This is a genomic window from Acinetobacter sp. CY73 (assembly GCF_059515865.1).
This window is the reverse complement of record NZ_JCAKMZ010000030.1, coordinates 24,893-43,795: the sequence shown is the minus strand read 5'-3', so window position 1 is coordinate 43,795 and position 18,903 is coordinate 24,893. Positions and strand designations below refer to the sequence as shown.

Annotated in this window: 15 protein-coding genes and 3 pseudogenes; 8 read left to right on the top strand and 10 right to left on the bottom strand. The window is 37.8% G+C overall.

The window, feature by feature from the left end; translation table 11 throughout:
- The 4 genes and pseudogenes from AC5YD2_RS13305 to AC5YD2_RS13290 form a co-directional block, all read right to left on the bottom strand.
- A pseudogene (locus AC5YD2_RS13305) lies at window positions 1–463 on the bottom strand (transposase family protein); the annotation flags it as partial.
- A 249-nt stretch (window positions 464–712) separates the two neighbouring features.
- Window positions 713–1,120 (bottom strand): annotated as a pseudogene (locus tag AC5YD2_RS13300) (AMP-binding enzyme); the annotation flags it as partial.
- Between the two features lie 2 nt (window positions 1,121–1,122).
- Window positions 1,123–1,593: pseudogene (locus tag AC5YD2_RS13295) on the bottom strand (acyl-CoA dehydrogenase family protein); the annotation flags it as partial.
- A 270-nt stretch (window positions 1,594–1,863) separates the two neighbouring features.
- The gene (locus AC5YD2_RS13290) at window positions 1,864–2,634 is read right to left on the bottom strand and encodes a 3-hydroxyacyl-CoA dehydrogenase (RefSeq protein WP_496126797.1); all 771 of its coding nucleotides are present in this window, start codon (window positions 2,632–2,634) and stop codon (window positions 1,864–1,866) included.
- A 203-nt stretch (window positions 2,635–2,837) separates the two neighbouring features.
- Here AC5YD2_RS13290 and AC5YD2_RS13285 point away from each other — a divergent pair, with 203 nt between their 5' ends.
- Together AC5YD2_RS13285 and AC5YD2_RS13280 are read left to right on the top strand one after the other, a co-directional pair.
- Window positions 2,838–3,872, top strand: coding sequence for a helix-turn-helix domain-containing protein (locus AC5YD2_RS13285; protein ID WP_496126796.1), 1,035 nt, complete (start codon window positions 2,838–2,840; stop codon window positions 3,870–3,872).
- Window positions 3,873–4,080: 208 nt separating this feature from the next.
- Window positions 4,081–4,449, top strand: a complete 369-nt coding sequence (locus AC5YD2_RS13280) for a hypothetical protein (protein WP_496126795.1) — start codon at window positions 4,081–4,083, stop codon at window positions 4,447–4,449.
- A 77-nt stretch (window positions 4,450–4,526) separates the two neighbouring features.
- Here AC5YD2_RS13280 and prmC read toward each other — a convergent pair whose 3' ends face one another.
- Together prmC and prfA are read right to left on the bottom strand one after the other, a co-directional pair.
- Window positions 4,527–5,348, bottom strand: coding sequence for a peptide chain release factor N(5)-glutamine methyltransferase (prmC, locus tag AC5YD2_RS13275; protein WP_496126794.1), 822 nt, complete (start codon window positions 5,346–5,348; stop codon window positions 4,527–4,529).
- A complete protein-coding gene (gene prfA / locus AC5YD2_RS13270) occupies window positions 5,349–6,437 on the bottom strand; it encodes a peptide chain release factor 1 (protein ID WP_496126793.1) in 1,089 nt (362 codons plus the stop codon). It lies immediately after the preceding gene.
- A 386-nt stretch (window positions 6,438–6,823) separates the two neighbouring features.
- Here prfA and AC5YD2_RS13265 point away from each other — a divergent pair, with 386 nt between their 5' ends.
- From AC5YD2_RS13265 to AC5YD2_RS13240, 6 genes are all read left to right on the top strand, one after another.
- Window positions 6,824–7,252 carry a glycine zipper domain-containing protein gene (locus AC5YD2_RS13265; RefSeq protein ID WP_496126792.1) on the top strand — a complete coding sequence of 143 codons (429 nt, stop codon included), beginning with the start codon at window positions 6,824–6,826 and terminating at the stop codon, window positions 7,250–7,252.
- Between the two features lie 546 nt (window positions 7,253–7,798).
- Window positions 7,799–8,341, top strand: coding sequence for a hypothetical protein (locus AC5YD2_RS13260; protein ID WP_496126791.1), 543 nt, complete (start codon window positions 7,799–7,801; stop codon window positions 8,339–8,341).
- Window positions 8,342–8,569: 228 nt separating this feature from the next.
- Window positions 8,570–9,577: an LLM class flavin-dependent oxidoreductase gene (locus AC5YD2_RS13255; protein ID WP_496126790.1), complete on the top strand. Its 1,008-nt coding sequence runs from the start codon at window positions 8,570–8,572 to the stop codon at window positions 9,575–9,577.
- A gap of 184 nt (window positions 9,578–9,761) precedes the next feature.
- Window positions 9,762–10,232, top strand: a complete 471-nt coding sequence (gene yiaA / locus AC5YD2_RS13250) for an inner membrane protein YiaA (protein WP_496126789.1) — start codon at window positions 9,762–9,764, stop codon at window positions 10,230–10,232.
- Window positions 10,233–10,594: 362 nt separating this feature from the next.
- On the top strand, window positions 10,595–11,524 hold the full coding sequence (locus tag AC5YD2_RS13245; protein WP_496126788.1) for a ferritin-like domain-containing protein: 930 nt from the start codon (window positions 10,595–10,597) through the stop codon (window positions 11,522–11,524).
- A 20-nt stretch (window positions 11,525–11,544) separates the two neighbouring features.
- Window positions 11,545–12,105, top strand: a complete 561-nt coding sequence (locus tag AC5YD2_RS13240) for an NAD(P)/FAD-dependent oxidoreductase (RefSeq protein WP_496126787.1) — start codon at window positions 11,545–11,547, stop codon at window positions 12,103–12,105.
- Window positions 12,106–12,240: 135 nt separating this feature from the next.
- On the opposite strand, the gene pgaD is transcribed toward AC5YD2_RS13240, so the two are convergent.
- The 4 genes from pgaD to pgaA are packed head-to-tail and all read right to left on the bottom strand — an operon-like array spanning window position 12,241 to window position 18,289.
- Window positions 12,241–12,735 carry a poly-beta-1,6-N-acetyl-D-glucosamine biosynthesis protein PgaD gene (gene pgaD, locus AC5YD2_RS13235; protein WP_496126786.1) on the bottom strand — a complete coding sequence of 165 codons (495 nt, stop codon included), beginning with the start codon at window positions 12,733–12,735 and terminating at the stop codon, window positions 12,241–12,243.
- Window positions 12,736–12,738: 3 nt separating this feature from the next.
- Window positions 12,739–13,977: a poly-beta-1,6-N-acetyl-D-glucosamine synthase gene (gene pgaC / locus AC5YD2_RS13230; RefSeq protein WP_496126785.1), complete on the bottom strand. Its 1,239-nt coding sequence runs from the start codon at window positions 13,975–13,977 to the stop codon at window positions 12,739–12,741.
- A complete protein-coding gene (gene pgaB / locus AC5YD2_RS13225; protein ID WP_496126784.1) occupies window positions 13,974–15,806 on the bottom strand; it encodes a poly-beta-1,6-N-acetyl-D-glucosamine N-deacetylase PgaB in 1,833 nt (610 codons plus the stop codon). Before pgaB ends, pgaC begins: the two co-directional genes overlap by 4 nt.
- Complete coding sequence (gene pgaA, locus AC5YD2_RS13220; RefSeq protein WP_496126783.1) at window positions 15,806–18,289, bottom strand: poly-beta-1,6 N-acetyl-D-glucosamine export porin PgaA; 2,484 nt, start codon at window positions 18,287–18,289, stop codon at window positions 15,806–15,808. Before pgaA ends, pgaB begins: the two co-directional genes overlap by 1 nt.
- Between the last annotated feature and the right edge of the window lie 614 nt (window positions 18,290–18,903).

The window sequence follows — 18,903 nt, the reverse complement described above, 5'->3', positions numbered from 1 at the left end:
GCTCTTTGGATGATAGATCACTTGCGCTTTGAGCGTATGTTTCTTCTTTTTACCACTGTAAAACTTACTCTGATTTTTTTTGGGGACGTTCTATTGAACATTCTGTTGCATCAATAATAACCCAATTAAAGTGTTCATCTGCTGTGGTGATAGATCGTTTTGGAAGCGTAAAACGCCTTGATTTCATCAACGCATCCTCAACCTTTTTTATGGTTCGATTCACGTTACTCTCAGCAATATGATAATGCGCCGCCAATTCTAGCTGAGTGTTGTAGTTTCTTAAGTAATTGAGCGTTAACAACAATTGATCCTCAAGCGCTAATGTATGAGGACGCCCTGATTTCTTTTTAAGTGATTCTGCTTTTGCTAAAACCTCGACCATTTCAGTAAAAACTTGCCGAGGTACGCCAACCAAGCGTTTGAATTCAGAATCTGAAAAATGGTTTAATTTCTGATATCTCATGACATTTATATGGGGATAGTTTTTACTTTCGCAAGAGGTCTAATCGTTTATCCATTTTATATCCAACCCAAAATACCGAATACTCCGCTTCAGGTTATAAATTTACCTATGATGATATAAATAAATGGGTTATTGAAAATGTTTATATCATTAATGGTATTGACGAGTGCAAACAGAAAACTTAATGGTTGTAAAATTATCATCAAAGTAAAACTGCAAAGTTTATAATAGGATGATCATTGAATTCATCTAGCTCACTTTTTGTATGCCTTCCATCTTAGCAATCTCTTGTTGTTTCAACAAATTCCCCTGAATTTTACCACTCGACGTTCTAGGCAAAGCATCGACAAACTTCACTTCTTTCGGATAGGCATGTTTAGATAACTGCGTTTTTACATAAGATTGAAGCTTATCTGCCAAAGCTTGATCAGGTTTAAATTGAGGTTTTAGCACCACAAAAGCCTTCACAATTTCGGTACGCTCAGGGTCAGGCTTACCAATCACAGCAGACTCCAACACCTCATTACACTCCAGTAAAGTGCTCTAAACATCAAAAGGACCTATACGATAGCCTGACGTTGTAATGACATCGTCTACACGCCCCACAAAATCCACTCTACCTAACTCATTCAATTTAACGGTATCACCCGTTAAATAATTGTGGTAATAAATTGCTTGGTTCCATTTAATACCCAATGATCACCCTCTCTACGCGCAGTACACTGTAATGCACCTGCATCTGAACCCGCTTGAGGCTCAGTCAAACAAAAACAGCCTAGCCACTCGCCTGTTGCCAATTTCTTCAAATATTTTTCTTTTTGCGCTTCTGAGCCATATTTTAAAGTGATGCCACAAGGCAATGAGTTCTGAACACTGACAATGGTTGAAATTGCACCATCACCTGCAGCGATTTCTTCCAGTGCTAAAACCAGAGAAATATAATCTAAACCTGCACCGTTCCACTCTACAGGCACAGTCATGCCCAAAGCACCCAACTCGCCTAATTCTTTTAATTCGTCATGTGGGAAACGATGCGATTTATCTCGCTCTGGCGCAGTAGGCTTTAACTTTGCCTGTGAATAATTGCGCATCATGTCCTGAACCATTTTTTGTTCATCATTTAAAATCATTTGAGTTTCCTTCTCAGGGTCAGGTTATTTTCAATAGAGTTATATTTTTAATACAGTATTTGATACGCGGAAAAGTCATTTGCAACTGTTCGAGACTGATGCAGTTCGACTCTAAAGTTTCTGCGATTTTTTAGTTTGGTAAAAAATATTTAACGAGTTTTGCAAATGACAATGGTTTTGGTTACTTTTGCCGAAACAAAAGTAACAATTAAAATAGGGTGTAATCTAACTAATAAAGTACAGACACCGACGCAATGAAAGTTAATTTTTTTACTTTGCAGCCATTCGAATTGCGCCATCCAAACGTATCACCTCACCATTTAGATAAGCATTTTCACAAATATGCCCCACCAAATGTGCAAACTCTTCAGGACGCGCTAAACGTGGCGGAAACGGTACCATTTGCCCTAAAGAATCCTGAACATTTTGAGGCATCCCTTTCAACATGGGTGTTTCCATAATGCCCGGTGCAATCGTCATCACACGAATTTTTTCACGTGCTAATTCACGCGCTAAAGGTAAGGTCATGGCTACAACGGCACCTTTGGAAGCCGAATATGCAGACTGACCAATCTGACCGTCAAATGCAGCAACAGAAGCTGTATTTACAATCACTCCTCGCTCTTCCTCACCGACTTGCAACTCATATTTCGCAATCAATTGTGCGGCAAAACGTAGCATATTAAATGTACCCGTCACATTGATATTGAGTACTTTTTGGAACAATGCCAATTCATGGATACCATCACGTCCGAGCACTTTTGCCGAAGGGCCAATGCCTGCACAGTTGATTAAACCATTTAACTGGCCATAGTCTTGCTCAACCTGCTTGAAGAAACTTTCTACTGCGTTTTCATCGGTGACATCTAATTGAATAAAGTGAGCATGTTCACCCAAACGCTTTTGCATTTCCTTGCCAAGCTCTTGGTTCATATCCACCATAATCACTTTCGCACCTTGACCAACCAAGTGCGTCGCTGTTGCCGCGCCTAAGCCAGAAGCACCGCCAGTCACTACAAAAACTTTTCCTTGAATCTTCATTTTTTATCCTTGCATTTCAGTATTTTTTGAGCATTTTGTTTGTATGTGATCATTATGTTTTAAAGATCGCATAGATCAACACTGTTCACTTTAATCTACACTCGACTTAAGACGCAGAGTAAACATAGTCAAGCTTGAGTACAATTTCCAAAAGTTGCATCCTGTTTGATGCATTTGGACAATTCTAAACGTAGAACAACATAATGGATTTTAAGCAAAATAATCAATCAATTGAATTACACAAAGGCACCATCTCGATCAGCTTAGTGAACGAAGTCATCTCTGCGGTTAAAAATGCGGATTGTGATATCTATATGATTTTGCAGAAAGTTGGAATTCCACTTGAATTATTAGATGCTCCCAAATCACGTGTGTCGATCGACTCTTTTGGACGATTATGGATAGAACTTGCCAATCAACTGAATGATGAATTTTTTGGCATGGATCATCACCCGATGCGACGAGGTAGTTTTAAACTGCTTTCTCAAATGCTGATTCATAGTGAGAATTTGCGTAGAGCAACACAGCACATCACACAATTTTTTAATAGCATTCTCGACGATTTTCAAAGTCAGTTATTAGTGCAGGAAAATTATGCATACATTGTGATCAAGGATGTTAAAACCATAAAACCTATGTTTAGCTATGCCACTTACATCATGCTGATCCATAGCTTAATGTGTTGGCTCTCTGGTCAAAGAGTCATTATTAATCAAATTCAATTGAAATGCCCAATGCCTTTAGATGATCGAGATTATAAGTTTAGATTTTGCGAGCAAATTAAATATCAATGTGATGAAAATTACATTCAGTTTGATGCAAATTATCTCAATATTTCAATTAAGCAAGATCATCAATCTTGGTCAAACTTTATAAAGCAAACGCCTTATAATCTATTGGTTCGATATAAAAACCCCAATGCAATCAGCACCATTATTCGCAAACAGCTTATCAATAATCCACCTTCAGAATGGCTTGAAATTCATGATTTAGCCAAACAACTCAACTTTTCTGAAGCCACATTCCAACGACGTTTAAAAGCTGAAGCAATGAGTTACCAACAACTCAAGAATGAAATACGCCGAGATATTGCCATTGAATTACTCACACAAACTGATCTTTCCCTGCAACAGATCAGTGATGAACTGGATTTTCATGATCCAAGTGCGTTTCACCGTGCCTTTAAAAAATGGACTGGTGTCAGTCCAGGGGCTTATCGAAACTTACAAGAACATTAGACTGAACAGTCACTTAGCTTCAATTTCATTTAACTATTTTATTTTAAAAAACATTATTTAAAAATTGTTCAATTAAACATCAAATAATACATTTACATTCATCTGAATAAGATTGCATCACCAGATTAAATAGATTATTTTTCACTCAAATTTTGCATATGATGCAACCTACATCCTCTCCCTCGTTTAATCCGTTAAAGGTCTAAACATGCTTAAAATCTCTGATGTACTTGAACAGCATCTCGTTCAACACGTTACTCACGCCTTAACTTCGCCATCATCTTCATCACTTGCAAATGTAGAAGCAGATGAATTACTGAATCAAGCTATTTTGAATGCATCTGAGTTGCAACTTCAAAATGCAATTTCTGCCTTTTTTATTGACCATGATGCTTTAGAGTTTGCACATGCTCTAGATATTAGCCCTGAAAATATTCAAGCCATTCAATCTGGTGATGCACTCAATCAAGACAATCTTCACGATACGGCTAAAGTCGTTGCACTCTGCTTAGCACTTGAAACCAATGCTTTAGATCAAGTTGAAGTTTCAGAATGTCTAATAGATTATCCGATGTAATTTCATATACTCATCTATTCAACATAACTCATAAAAAAGCGACTATTTAAGTCGCTTTTTTATTTGAAAATCGTGGTTTAATTCGGCCATTGACCTAAAGTCACACGATCATTACCACCATAGTCTTTGACTGTACGAATTTTCTTAAATCCATACTTTTTAAAGACCTGTTGAACCGCTTCTCCTTGATCATAACCATGTTCAAGTGCAATCCAACCTTTCGCAGTTAATTGCTTTTTACCATGTTGGATAATCAGCTCAATATCTGCCATTCCATGTTTATCAGCAACCAAAGCACGACGTGGCTCAGTGGCTAACTTTGGCATATGCTTATCATCCGCATCAATGTACGGTGGATTTGAAACAATCACATCAAAAAACTGATTGGGTTTTAATGCTTTATACCAACTACCTAAGGCAAATTTTACATGGTTTAAATCATGCTGTTCTGCATTGTATTGCGCCACTTCAAGTGTCGGCGCATAAATATCAGTTGCGGTTACATCCCAATCAGGGCGTTCACTGGCAAGTGATAATGCAATTGCACCCGTACCAGTCCCTAAATCCACAACACGTGCATCCTCAGGTAAGTCCAAATGTAGTACCGTTTCAACCAAGATTTCAGTATCAGGACGTGGCACCAAAGTATCTTTCGTTACTTTTAAATCCAGTGTCCAAAATGGCTGCGAACCCGTCACATAGGCTAAAGGCTCACCTGCTTCAATACGTTTGAGTGAATCAACATAGTTCTGTTCTTGTTCAGCTGTTAATTCTTGATCCTTTTTCATAGTGAGGTCAAAAGAATCAATTTTGGTGATGTGTTCAAGTAACCAAGCATTTTCTTGGCGTTCATAACTTTCCGCTTCACCACGTAAAGCCAATGCCTGTGCAATATTCACTTAACCACCATTCTGCTGAGCGAGCATTGCCAACTGATCTGCTTGATATTCACGATGTAAGCTGTCCAAGAGTTCAGTTAAATCACCTTCCATTACTGCATCCAACTTATACAAAGTTAAGTTGATACGGTGATCGGTCATACGACCTTGAGGATAATTATAAGTACGAATACGTTCCGAACGATCACCCGAACCCACCAAGTCACGACGCATTTCAGATGTTGCCGCATCGGCAGCTGCACGTTTTGCATTTTCCAAACGAGATGCCAATAAAGCCAGAGCCTTAGCTTTGTTCTTATGCTGTGAACGCTCATCTTGACATTCAACCACTGTACCTGTCGGTAAATGGGTAATACGAACCGCCGAATCTGTTTTGTTAATATGCTGACCACCTGCACCAGATGCGCGATAAGTGTCAATACGTAAATCTGAAGGATTAATATCAACTGTGGTATCTACATCAACTTCAGGTAAGATCGCCACTGTACATGCTGAAGTATGTACGCGACCTTGAGATTCAGTTGCAGGCACGCGTTGAACACGGTGCGCACCACTTTCAAACTTCAAGCGACCATAAACACCTTCCCCACTGACTAAGCAAATCACTTCTTTATAACCGCCATGTTCACCTTCATTTTCAGAAAGCACTTCAATACGCCAACCTTGCGATTCAGCATATTTACTGTACATGCGATACAAGTCACCCGAGAAAATGGCAGCTTCATCACCGCCTGTTCCCGCACGCACTTCTAAATAAGCTGAATTGGCATCGTTAGGATCTTTAGGAATCATCAAGATGTTTAAATCAGCCTCAAGCGCTTCGATTAAAGCCTTATTGTCTTTAATTTCTTCTTGCGCCATTTCTTTAAAATCAGGATCTGAAAGCATGGCTTCAGCAGTTTCAATATCTTGTTCTGCTTGAGTGTATTTTTTCCATACTGAGGTGATTTCACTTAAGTCACTATGCTCACGTGACAAGTTACGAAACCGTTTATTGTCCGAAATTACTTCTACATCAGCCAGTAACGCTTCTAATTCTTCATGACGATCACAAAGTTGGTCTAATCGTAAACGTAACGATTCTTTCATTTTAAATAAGATCTCAAGCTAAGACTCGATCTGACTTTAAAATAAGTCAGATCAAGCGAATTCTAAATTAGCAATAGTTTAACGAGTCTAAGCCCCAAAAGACATATATATGTCATTTTCTAAAGTATTTACCAACAGTGATGACTTTAAATTGGGAATTTAAGATGTGTATTCGACTTTGGGGAAATAGTCGTCTCTCCATAATTTGTTCTTATTGCGCTATTTTCAGCCTAGAAAATATTCAGTTGTAATATAAACACAACAATGCGCTACCAAACTGTAAAACTCTGGCTTTGCATCTACACATTTTGAGCTGAACTTTTTGTTAAATTTGCTTCATCGAAATAAATATGAATGAAGTCCAGATCTTGGACATGGAGTGAACCATGAAATTGAATGCTATTTTAATCAGTGCAACATTAGCAGCTTCATCTTTAATGGCTGCGAACACTTATGCAGACAGTACAGCTCGTGTAGCTGCAGCAAGTGCATTAGGCAGTGTTGCAGGTACAGCTCTAGGGAAAAACATGGGTGGTAATACAGGTGCGACCATTGGTGCCGCTCTAGGTGGTGCTGGTGGTGCTGCAGTTGCAAGTAATAAGCGTAACCGTACTGAATCTGCAATCGGTGGTGCCCTTGGTGGTGGTGCAGGTTATACCGTAGGTAAAAACATGGGCGGTTCAAACGGTGGTTACATCGGTTCTGCTCTAGGTGCTGCGGGTGGTGCTGCGCTTGGTAACAAGATTTCTAAAGACAAAGCAGCTGATTCACGCCAAGATCGCAAATGGAAGAAAAAACGTAATCGTCGTCATTAATTCAAATGTGATGTCAATCAAGCACCTTCGGGTGCTTTTTTATATCCTGTAGTATTCAACTTTATTGAAATCAAGATCGCATGACAAATAAATAAACAATATAAGATCTAAGGTGAGATTGCCCTGAATTGATCAAACTCAACAACAGCGTGGTGAGAAGAATGTAGTTATAAAAATAAACTTATTTTTGAATAACCCATTCTAGCTCCAAAATCCATACACTTTATTTAATCATGATTCAGCCGTTGTTATAATGATTTTTAATTGATGTGAAAATATTTTTTGAACAGCAAATGTCAACACGCCCTAGTTTTCTCACGTCAATTTCAGTACAGAAGTTCAGCATTTCAAACTGAAGTTAAAAAATTTGCAAAATTGAATGACTATTCAAATCACATAGAACAACCAAGAAAATATGAACAAGAAAATATGAAGAAATTACGAAGAAAAAAATACAATTCAAAAACGATGCCTTCATGCTGTATTTCCGCTTTATCCCTATATTCAATTTAACAGTTAAACAACGCGCTTCGTAAGGAGTCAAAAATGAAAATCAATAAATTACTCTTTGGTGCTGTCATCGTAACTTCAGTGGTGACAATGTCTACAGCTCAGGCGAATAGCAATACTCGTGTTGCGCTCAGCTCAGCACTCGGTGGTGTCGTTGGTGCTGCAATTGGTCAACAAATGGGTGGTTCAACAGGTGCAATGATCGGTTCTGCACTGGGTGGTGCGGGCGGTGCCGCTGCTTCTGCAAGTAAGAAAGATCGTAATGGTGCAGCCATTGGTGCGGCTCTAGGTGGTGTAGGTGGCTATACCGTCGGTAAAAACATGGGTGGCACGAATGGCGGATATGCCGGTGCCGCTGTGGGTTCTGCAGGTGGTTCTGTACTAGGTAAAAAAGTGTCAGAAGACCGCCGCTATGATGATCGTGACGATAACCGAGATAATCGCTATAACAACCGTTATGACCGCAGTGATCGTGGTGGCTATCGCACCAATAACTATCGCTACAATGATCGTGATTATCGGAGCAACCGTGGGGACAATGGTCGTCATTTAGGTTGGTACAAAAATGGGAAACGCTAAGCGTACTTCTGTTTAATCTCTTAGCGATAATCATATTTAAGCACCTTCGGGTGCTTTTTTTAGTTTATAACTTCAAGTTAAAGTTTAAACCTGCGCATGATTAACCCTATTTCCATAGATTAAGATGAATTGAGCATAACTTAAATTCACAATATATCGTATTTATTCGATATACAAAATCGTCATCTAATCGTATGATTTAAACATCCTCTGAATAAGAGCATTTATATGCGCACTTTAAAAGATATTAAATTCTCAGTATTAGAACTCGCGCCTGTCAGAGATGACAAAAGTGTCGAGTTTTCACTTAAGCATGCTTTAGATCTGGCTCAACATATTGAAAAATTAGGCTATGACCGTTTGTGGTTGGCTGAACATCACAACATGGATGGGATTGCCAGCTCAGCAACGGCGGTTTTATTGGGTTATATTCTAGCGAATACGCAATCTATCAAAGTGGGATCAGGTGGCATTATGCTGCCTAACCATGCTCCATTAGTCGTTGCTGAACAGTTTGGTACGCTTGCAACGCTGTATCCAAATCGCGTTGAACTTGGACTGGGTCGAGCGCCAGGCACGGATCAACATACCATGCGTGCTTTACGCCGTGGACATCAAGAAACTGAAGATCAATTTCCTAGAGATGTTTTAGAAATTCTGAGCTATTTTGATGATGCTCAACCGAATCAAAGAATTACAGCCACTCCTGGTCAAGGTACTCACGTTCCAGTCTGGTTACTTGGATCCAGTCTATTCAGCGCTCAGCTTGCAGCAAAATTGGGATTACCTTATTCATTTGCATCGCATTTTGCACCGCGAATGTTAGGGCAAGCGATTCAACTGTACCGCGAGAACTTTGAGCCATCTGAATATTTAGATCAACCTTATGTATCGATGGGTGTTCCGACTGTTATTGCAGATTCTGATGAGGAAGCAGCGTATTTAGCGACCAGTGCATATCAACGTGTATTGGGTCTCATGCGCGGACAAAGCCTCAAACTTAAAGCGCCAGTTCAAGATATGAATGCGTTGTGGTCACCTGCTGAAAAAATATCAGTGGATAATTTCTACGCTATGGCTCAAATCGGTTCGCCTGAAACGATCAAGCAAAGTTTAGAACAACTGCTTGTACCTTATGATGTCGATGAGTTTATTTTTACTTGTGATATTTACGACACGGAAAAACGTAAATACAACTTTGACTTATTGATGCAAATCAAAAATCAAAGTCACTAATGGGTACAATAAACATTCATTAAACTTTAAAGCCTAATGTTATTAGGCTTTTTAATGACCCATATTCCATTGAAATCATTAAAATAAATGATTAGATCGAAGTTTTAAAAATTCCTTTTAATAGCTTTTCTGTACAAAATAAACTATAAAAATAAGCATGATAATAAAGAATACAGAGAAAAATATGCAGCAATACATTAACGAACCCTCTTCAGCGTTCATTGCAGTCAGTTGGGTCGCACTCATTGCTGGACTCGCAGCGTACTGTGTTGGCCTATTCAATGCGCAAATGGCATTAAATGAAAAAGGCTATTATTTAGTCATTATTTTATATGGTTTGTTTTCTGCTGTTTCATTGCAAAAAGTGGTTCGAGATAAATTAGAAGGACTAAATGTCACCCCGATTTATTTAGCACTCTGTTGGGCTTCGCTGGCGATTTGTATAGCGCTTTTAGGCATTGGTTTATTTAATGCCACATTATTACTCAGTGAAAAAGGCTTTTATATGATGGCCTTTCTACTCAGTTTATTTGGTGCTGTCGCAGTACAAAAGAATGTACGTGACTTAGAATACCTGCGTTTAATTACTGTTACACCAGAAATTTCGAACCCACTTTCAAATGATCCATTCAATCATGACAATTCAAATCCTTAACGATATATGAACTTGAGAAAACAAACCGCTCTCAAGTTCATTTAAATTCATGAATATCGCCTACTTAGAAGTTCCTCATACCTCAATTTACGCTCATAAAAAAACCATTTTCAATCAGTCACTGATACCATTTTAAATGCTACATCATTATTGTTAGACAATTTTTATTTTCAAATGACAGCTGTTTGTCCCCAAATGACACCCTATAAAAAATAATCGCATGATGCCTTTTATTTTCATTATTGAAATCATGACTTTATCTATATGGCATAAATAATCAGTTCACATTTATATTTTATGCAAACTTTGTCACATGATGGAATAGTAAAATTGAAGCATTAAAAAAATATGATGGAATGATCATGGCTTCAATCGATCTTGATAAAATGCTTGAAAAAGTTAAAAACACACAATGGACACTCTCTGACATTGACTGGGATGCACCAGGTCGTGAGTTAATTACTGCTGAACAATGGCCAAAATTAAAAGACTTTATGGCAGATTTGATGTGGATTGAGCATGTCGGAGCTCGTGCATTTTCAGCCATGTCTAAAAAAGCACCAACAGACACGCTTCGTGAAATGTATGCGATTTTCCATGCTGAAGAACAACGTCATGCCAATGCTGAAATGGCACTGATGAAACGCTGGGGCATGCTGGATGGTGATATTCCAAAACCCAATAAAAACTTACGATTAATCATCGAATGGTTAGACACCTATGCAGATGACATGCCGTTTTATATTTTGGGTGCGGTGATTCCAATGCTTGAAGTTGCACTCGATGGCGCACTGTGTACGTTCCTACTGGATACAGTTGATGACCCTGTATGCCACCAAGCCTTCGAACTCATCAACGGAGATGAAGCACGTCATTTAGGTGTTGGCTTTAGTGTGATGGAAGCACAGGGCGTCAACAAGACCATGATCGAGCTTGCACAGATGGCTGCCCGTGCTGTAGATCCACGTATGCTGTTAGGTATTTTGGCTTACTTACCGTTAATCAATAAGATGCGAGATAATGTCATTAAGCTAGGATTACCTGAAGAGAAACTTTATGCAGCAATGAATAAGTTTTCTCGTATTGGAGGTCGTACAGTCGAAGGTCGTCGTAATCCATGGTTCCAAATCATTCAATTCCATGGTAAGAACGTAGTAGATCGCAATAAAAAATGGTTCCATATGCCTATCGATGCGATGGTAAAAGTGACTGATAAGATCCCAGAAAAATCTTTACCTAAAGTCCCAACTTGGATATATGAATTAACTGCAGAACCAAAAGCCGTTAGCTAAAACAATAATTAGGTATCTATATGAATAAGGAAAAAATGAAAAACAAGGACGTTTTTTTTGAAAATTCACCAGAGCACTTTCAGAAATTTAAAGGGAAGTTGATCTCTGCTTCTGAAATCAAGCAAACTGATTTTTCAGGTTTACGCGTGGCGATCATTGGTGCAAATCAACTGTCTGTAACGCATTTAGATCAGATCTGTCAACGAGCTACATTTGTTAAAGTATTTCAAATTCGACCCTACTTTATTTTGCCTCACACAGAAAAAGGGATTCAACGCTTAATTTCACATCCGCTTTTAGTGAAGAATAGACGTTTATTTAACCATCGGGTGAAATCTTTGCTGGCGATTCGTTATTTAGAATCTCAAGTCAGTGATGTGTGGTTGCGCCGTCAACTCATGCCGAACTCAGCGTCTGAACGAAAAGTATTTTTAAAGTCTGATACTTATTATCCAGCACTGCAAAGTAGTAATTGCAAACTGATTACGTGGCCTGTGGTAAAAATTACAGAAGAAGCGATTCAAAGTATGGAAGGGATTGAACATTTAGTCGATATTATCGTGCATACCTATGACGAGTAGTCTTAGAATTATGGGGTAGCTTTTAACCCTATCTAGCTAGTGTTCAATAACATTATCACTTAAAAAAAGGAGCAAATTTGCTCCTTCTTTATTACTTCTTTTTGGATATTTGAAGAATTTCAAATTACTTTTGACTTAAAAGTAATATTTACGATTCATTTGATAGTCATATAGTTCACCATTTTCGTCATAGTGAAGTACTATACGTTTTGAAGTTTTCATATCTTCAAGTTCGCGTGGACTGATGGTGAGATATTTCGCCAACATCGCATTATTCACGTTAATTACCGCTTTTATCACATGTTGTTTTCTAAATCTGATCCAATTGAAGCTTGCCCACAACAATAATGTGGCACCAAAACATACAACCAGAACAGCTAACCACATAATATTATGTAATTGAATATCAAACTCTTCTGCGAAGATATAATTTCTAATTAAATTACCTTGATATAACCATAATATTAAAGTTAACAATGGAACAAACAGAAAGCTCCAAAATGCCCAACCCGTAAATTGCAGTAAATAATGACCTTGCTTATTTTTCACAAATTTCGACTGATCGATATATTGAGGTAAATCTAAATCTCTATCCTGAGATAAACCATATTTCGGTTTCATTTCATTCATTTGTTATTCTCCTTTAAACCCGCGATCCGGACTTACCCATCTCGCTCGTTTATTTCGATTAAAAAGTGCTTTAGGAACAGCAACCACAGTCGTCATCACTGAAAGCACCCAGAAAAAAATCGGATACCAAATCACCCAAAAATAATTTCTAAAAAAACGTCCATCGTCATAGCGCTTATCAATCCAAAGACTAATGAAAAACTGAATAAGACAAGTAATGGCCAAAATCACGCCGTACCATTGCGGCATTAATGATTTAATTTGCCATGAGGCTGGATAGTCGATAAACAAACCGGTCAGGAATAAAAATACAATCAGTAGAATCAGATAAGACCAGATCACACTCAGCATGCATTCAATTGCAACTGGCCACATCCCTATCATTTTAAAACTGAACATTTTAGGTAGGTAGGTTTTGAGGACTTCTACACCGCCCTGTGCCCAGCGAACCCTTTGCTTCCACAGTCCTGAAAAAGTTTCTGGCATGTAGATGTAGCAAAGTGCATTTGGCACATAGTGAATTTTCCAGTTATCAATCTGGATTTTCCAAGAGATATCAATATCTTCAGTAATTTTATCAGGAGACCAAAATCCTACACGCTCCAAAGCTGTTTTACGAAAACCTGCGATGACACCTGATACGGTAAAGATACGACCATAGGTTCGTTGTGCACGTTTGATCAGCCCAATAATCGAAGAAAACTCGCCAACTTGTAATTTACCTAGAATACTCGAACGATTTAGAATTCTTGGATTACCTGTCACTGCACCCACATGACCAAAATTCAGCAAATGGTGCATCATCCATAACACGGCATGCGGATGTAATAAGGCATCACCATCAATACAAATCAGATATTCATAACGGCTGAGCATTGCACCTGAACGTAATGCATAAGCTTTACCCTGATTATTGGCAAGATGTATGACACGTAATTGTTCATGCTCTTTCACCATTTCATCTAAAATAGCTCCAGTCTGATCCGAACTACCGTCATTAACAGCAATCACCTCAAAGTTAGGATATTGAGTCTGCAAGGCATAACGAATAGTTTCTCTGACTTGCTCATCTTCATTGAAGCAAGGAATAATAATACTTGCCCCTTCCTCACTCGGCTCTGGCAAGGCTCTTTCTTTAAACTCATATTTAAAGAAAAACCAAACTCCACCGATCATCCATGTCCATGCCATCACCAGTGGATATAGGAATGAAAATGAAAATATAAAATCAATAATACTCATTTCTTAACCCCTTGCTTTGAGTCAATTTGAAATGGGTCTCGATACAATAATGCACCCGGATTTAAGCTGAGCGGTGTATATAAATGTCGATGAACCTGTTGAGCATTGTCAAAATCATAGTGAGAGAGAGCGAGTTTTTGAATACCTGCTCGTTGTAAGCGTTGTAATTGCTCACTTAAGAGTTGCCATTCTTTTTGACTCTTAATGTTGTCATTATTAAGAGTTACCATCAGTTTGGTTTTCTCTAAAGCACTGAAATTCTTTAATTGTTCGATAAATGATTTTAAACGTTTAGGGTTTTCTAAACTGTTTATTTCAAAATTGATTAATGAAAAATCATGGTTTAAGGCATGAACCACTGACTTAAGTGATTGGCTCTCTGTATCTGGGTAGCTAAGCTGTAAATAGAATTTTTGACTATTACTACTATTTAAATACGGAGAAATTCGCTTTTGAATAGCATCACTTAAATCAGTTACAGCATTGAGATCCGACTGACAGTTGCTTTCTAATACTGCTTTGTTTTGGAAAACACATGCCAAACGATTTTCCGCATTCAGCATAATGCCATCGATACCTTTATTATTTTTAACCAAATCCTCCGCTAAATCGACAACCAATAAAGGCTTGCTTGGATCTGGATAAATCGGTAGTTGAGCAGTTACACGATTGAATACTCGCGTTCTCGCCTGCCAAGCGACCCGATTCAACACATCTTGGTTTAATTTTAACTGCGTGGTTGGAAAATAAGCCTGATCATAAACACCATCTTTGTTCTCATCATTAAGCACTTTCAGAATCATCATATTGGTCGATAAAGCACTAACCTGATTTAGTGCTAAGCCTAGTATTTGATTACCTTGCTCCACGTTTTCGGATTTGAATTGTTTTAAATCAACAGTCAAAGCTCGAATTGGATTGTAATTTTCAAATTGTTGAGTTTTTACAAACTCGGTCATTTGTTGATGTAAATCCTCAGACGTTGGATTATTCATTACCAATCCACGCTGATAAATGGCATCACTCTTTTTATTTGGTGTATCTACACCTAAACTAAATGACAAAGGAAAACCTGCTTGTGCCGCAATTTTGGTTGTTTCAGGATTAACCGCACCATAAGGCCAGATGATCGCCAAGGCATCAATTCCAAGCTCTTGACTCAGTACATTTTTCGATTTTTTAAGATCCTGATAAAGGCGCTGTTGATATTCAGCATCCGTTTCATAGCGTTTCAGATGTGGAAAATATTGGTGTGTTAAGGCAGCTGGTTGCTGATTGCCTTGTGGATTCGCCAATATACCTTTGTGCATATCATCAGAATGGCTGGCAAATTCAACTAAACCTGACTTTTTCATCTCACGCATTTGTGCCCAAGTCATTAAATTGCCTTTTCCATACGCTTCATAAGCAGCTTGCGTATTCCCATTGGTCCAACTGGTCACAATTGCAAAAACAACAGGAATGTTGTACTGCTTAACTAAAGGATAGACATGGGTATAGCCACTCAGCGCACCATCATCAAAACTAATCACCACAGCATTTTCCGGCAAAGCTGTACCATTTTTCTTTGCTTCAGCGATCTCACGCAAACTGATCGGATGCCATTGAGATTGTTTAATCCATTCAAAAAACTGTACTAAATTTCGTGTACTGACGGCATAAACATCTTTATCCCCCTGTTTCAATACGTCATCACGAACATCATGAAAAGTGAGACCGATAAAACTACTATCATCAGATTTTTGGGTAGACTGTATTTGCGCAAAACTTGGTGAATGAAACAACCCGAGTGCTATAGCCATTGAGCTGAGTTTTATTATTTTTTTCATCAGAATTTACCTTCAAAACCTAACTGGCCATACCATTTTTTTTCTTTCTCTCCATCGTAGGGATGCATACCCCAGCCAACACCGTATTGAAGCCCCCACGTTCGCGTGAGTTGCCACTGGTGACCATAACGAATATCCACCACAGGCTCTGCATCAAAATCAGTTTGTTTATAGAATCCAGTGGTTAATGAAAATTGTTGAGTGAATGATTGTTCATATTTACGCCAAGTCAACCAATCGTGATTAAAATCAATAGCACCACTGATACTTTCTTTCGGGCTGAAATAAGCTGTTTGGTCTAAGCGATTGCGACCTAAATAACTGGATAATCCGAGCTGAGTTTTATGATGTGGTTGCATAAAAATATTTTGCTGATATCGTGCACTTAACTCTTGTCTTAAATTTCCATCACTAATATCTGTTGCCTGATACTGTAAAGAAGCTTGTTTTGATTCATTGGCTTGCCAAGATAAACCCGCCGTATAGGACTGTGCATCCTCATTCAGTTTAAGTGCTTGTAAAGGGATGTCTGCTTGAGTTGAAAAACCTAAGTTATATCGCCAGTGATCGTCCAGTCGATGATTCCAATTCGCATCGAAACCCAAATCATCACCATCTAAATCTTGTGACAACATCACCGACATAGACTTTTGTTTCGAATCCCACTCTCCACCCAAACCTAAACGTTCATCTCTGATTTTTCCTTCGCGATAATCGCCCATCCTGTGTTTATACTGGGTAAAAACGCGATAGTTATCATGCATCCAAGGCGAATTCAAACGGGTCGTTGATTCAACATCTTTTGTCCCTTTCAACGTTTCTAAAACCTGATTTTGATCGGCTTTACTCTCTGAAAAACGCGAATCATGTGAAATAGAAAAACGTTCCCGATCTGCAAGTTCTTTATGGCTTTTAATGACACTGGTATCAGTAGGATAGCGTTGACTTAAATGCATTGTCTGATTACGCCAAGCTGAAATATCACCGAGTGCTTGTTGATTTTGCATTTGGTTAATGGACGTACTTTTGGATCTTGGCTCTATACCATTTAAACGGTTTAATGTCTGTTCAGCCTGCTGAGGCTTTTCGCGCCAACGTTGAATGCGCACGAGGTTATTGATCACTTCCTCATTGTTCGGGGCACGTTCAATATTTCGAGTTAAAAGATTTTCAGCATCATTCAAGTGATTTGAATAGGCAAGCGACAGTGCTTTTAAATTTTCGTAATCATTTCGTTCAGGATGAACACGCTTATCAACCCCTTTTGCCAGACTGTATTGGAAAGTAGGCATTTTAGAATCAATGTCTTTGATCAAAGTATTGGCTTGTTTATATTTCTCTTGTTCAATCAGTGCGTAATACAAAGAGGTATAAACATTCATATCCGCATAATTTTTTTCAGTTAATAGCGACTTATAAACTTTCTCCGCTTTGGCAGCTTGTTTCGTTGCAAGGTATGCATCTGCAATTGAATGCCTGACGTATGCAGGCATATCGGTTAACGGTAAATCCAGATTATCATTTACTGCCAATACGTCTCGATGACGGCTCCGATAACTCAGCCCATAAATGTATTCATATCGAAAACGACGATACATATTTGGATCCTGTTTAAGCTCAGACTCGAAAACTGAAGCATTTTCTAAAATTTGATCGAGATGTGCATAGCTTTGGGAATCTGCTTGTCCTTGATAGGCTAAATGTTTTTGATTCTTAATCGCATTTTTAATGGATTCAGAAAATTGTCCCAACAGTGCCTGTCTTCTTAGCGTATGCGTTAGATCGAGTTCAGGGTTTTTATCAATCAATTTTAAAGCTTGCTGGTACGATCCCAAAGCCAGTAATACATTTAGATATTCTTGTTGTGATGCAACGTTAATACTCTCACTATTGTTTTTTTGAATGACTGCTAAAGCACGAATCGGTTGATCAATGATTCGATATGCATAAGACAATTGATTCAACTGATCTTGATTTAGCAGCTCAATATCTATTTTTTTCAACTGATTTGCTGCTTCAAGCTTTTGCTGATTCTCAGCCAGTAGAACCGCCTTTAAAATTTCTAAGTCAGTACTGTTATTATTTTTTTTAAATTGTTCGAGTAAATTTAAAGCAGTCGAAAATTGTTTTTTGTCTCTATATGCTTTGATTAATGGTATCTGAGCATAAGCTGGAAATTCAGCAGGATGGATATATGCTAACCACCGATGATCTTCTTCCAAGTCTCGTTTATTTTGTAAAGACAGTAACAAGTAATCAGCGATAAGTTTTTGGTTATTTGGATTACTTTCTAATAATTGTCTCAGTTTGGAAATTCCATCATCAACAATGCCCTTTTTTATAGAAATAACAAGGGTTTCTCGCTGTTGATCAATTACACTTGTAAACTGATTGTTTGCTGCTTGAAGATTCGTTGCCGTTAATGCTAAAACCGTTATAAGGATAAAAGACTTCAAATAATAAAAATCATATCTAGTTTTCATTCTAAAAAATTCACTTGTTGTTCTGCATAAAATGTGACCGATTTCACACTTCATGAATGGTATGCAAATGATTTAAGAATTATCGTTATCTAATGTAATGTGCAAAAACATGCAAAAAATCAATTAATTTCTTTAATTCAATCGATTATTAAAGAATTTGAAAATCCGACATTTGTAATTACTTATATTTTTTATGGCTTCTTGTAAGTTTAGGTAAAATAAATATAGTTAATTTAGCTTCTCTATAGCCAAATACTCTTTTTAAAAATATAAAATACAGCTTAACCATAGCAGTTTTTTTTTATTTAATGTCATACAAGTCAATTGAGTAACTTCTGCAACATTCATTTCCTGTCTAAAAATCACTTTAAAGACTGATTTTGAAAGCATATATTGACTTATTTATATAAATTTTAGCTTTCCCGATAGCTTCTACCTTTTATCGGAATGTGGTTTAAACTGATTTTTTTGTTAGTTAGATATGATGAAATCTAGATTTTAAGGATTAAAATATACTTTTAATAACGTTTTGAATGGCTTTTCTACCCATGTAATGAGAGCACAAAAATGAATCTAATCGAATTTATATGACTAAAAAATTAAGCCAGCAATGG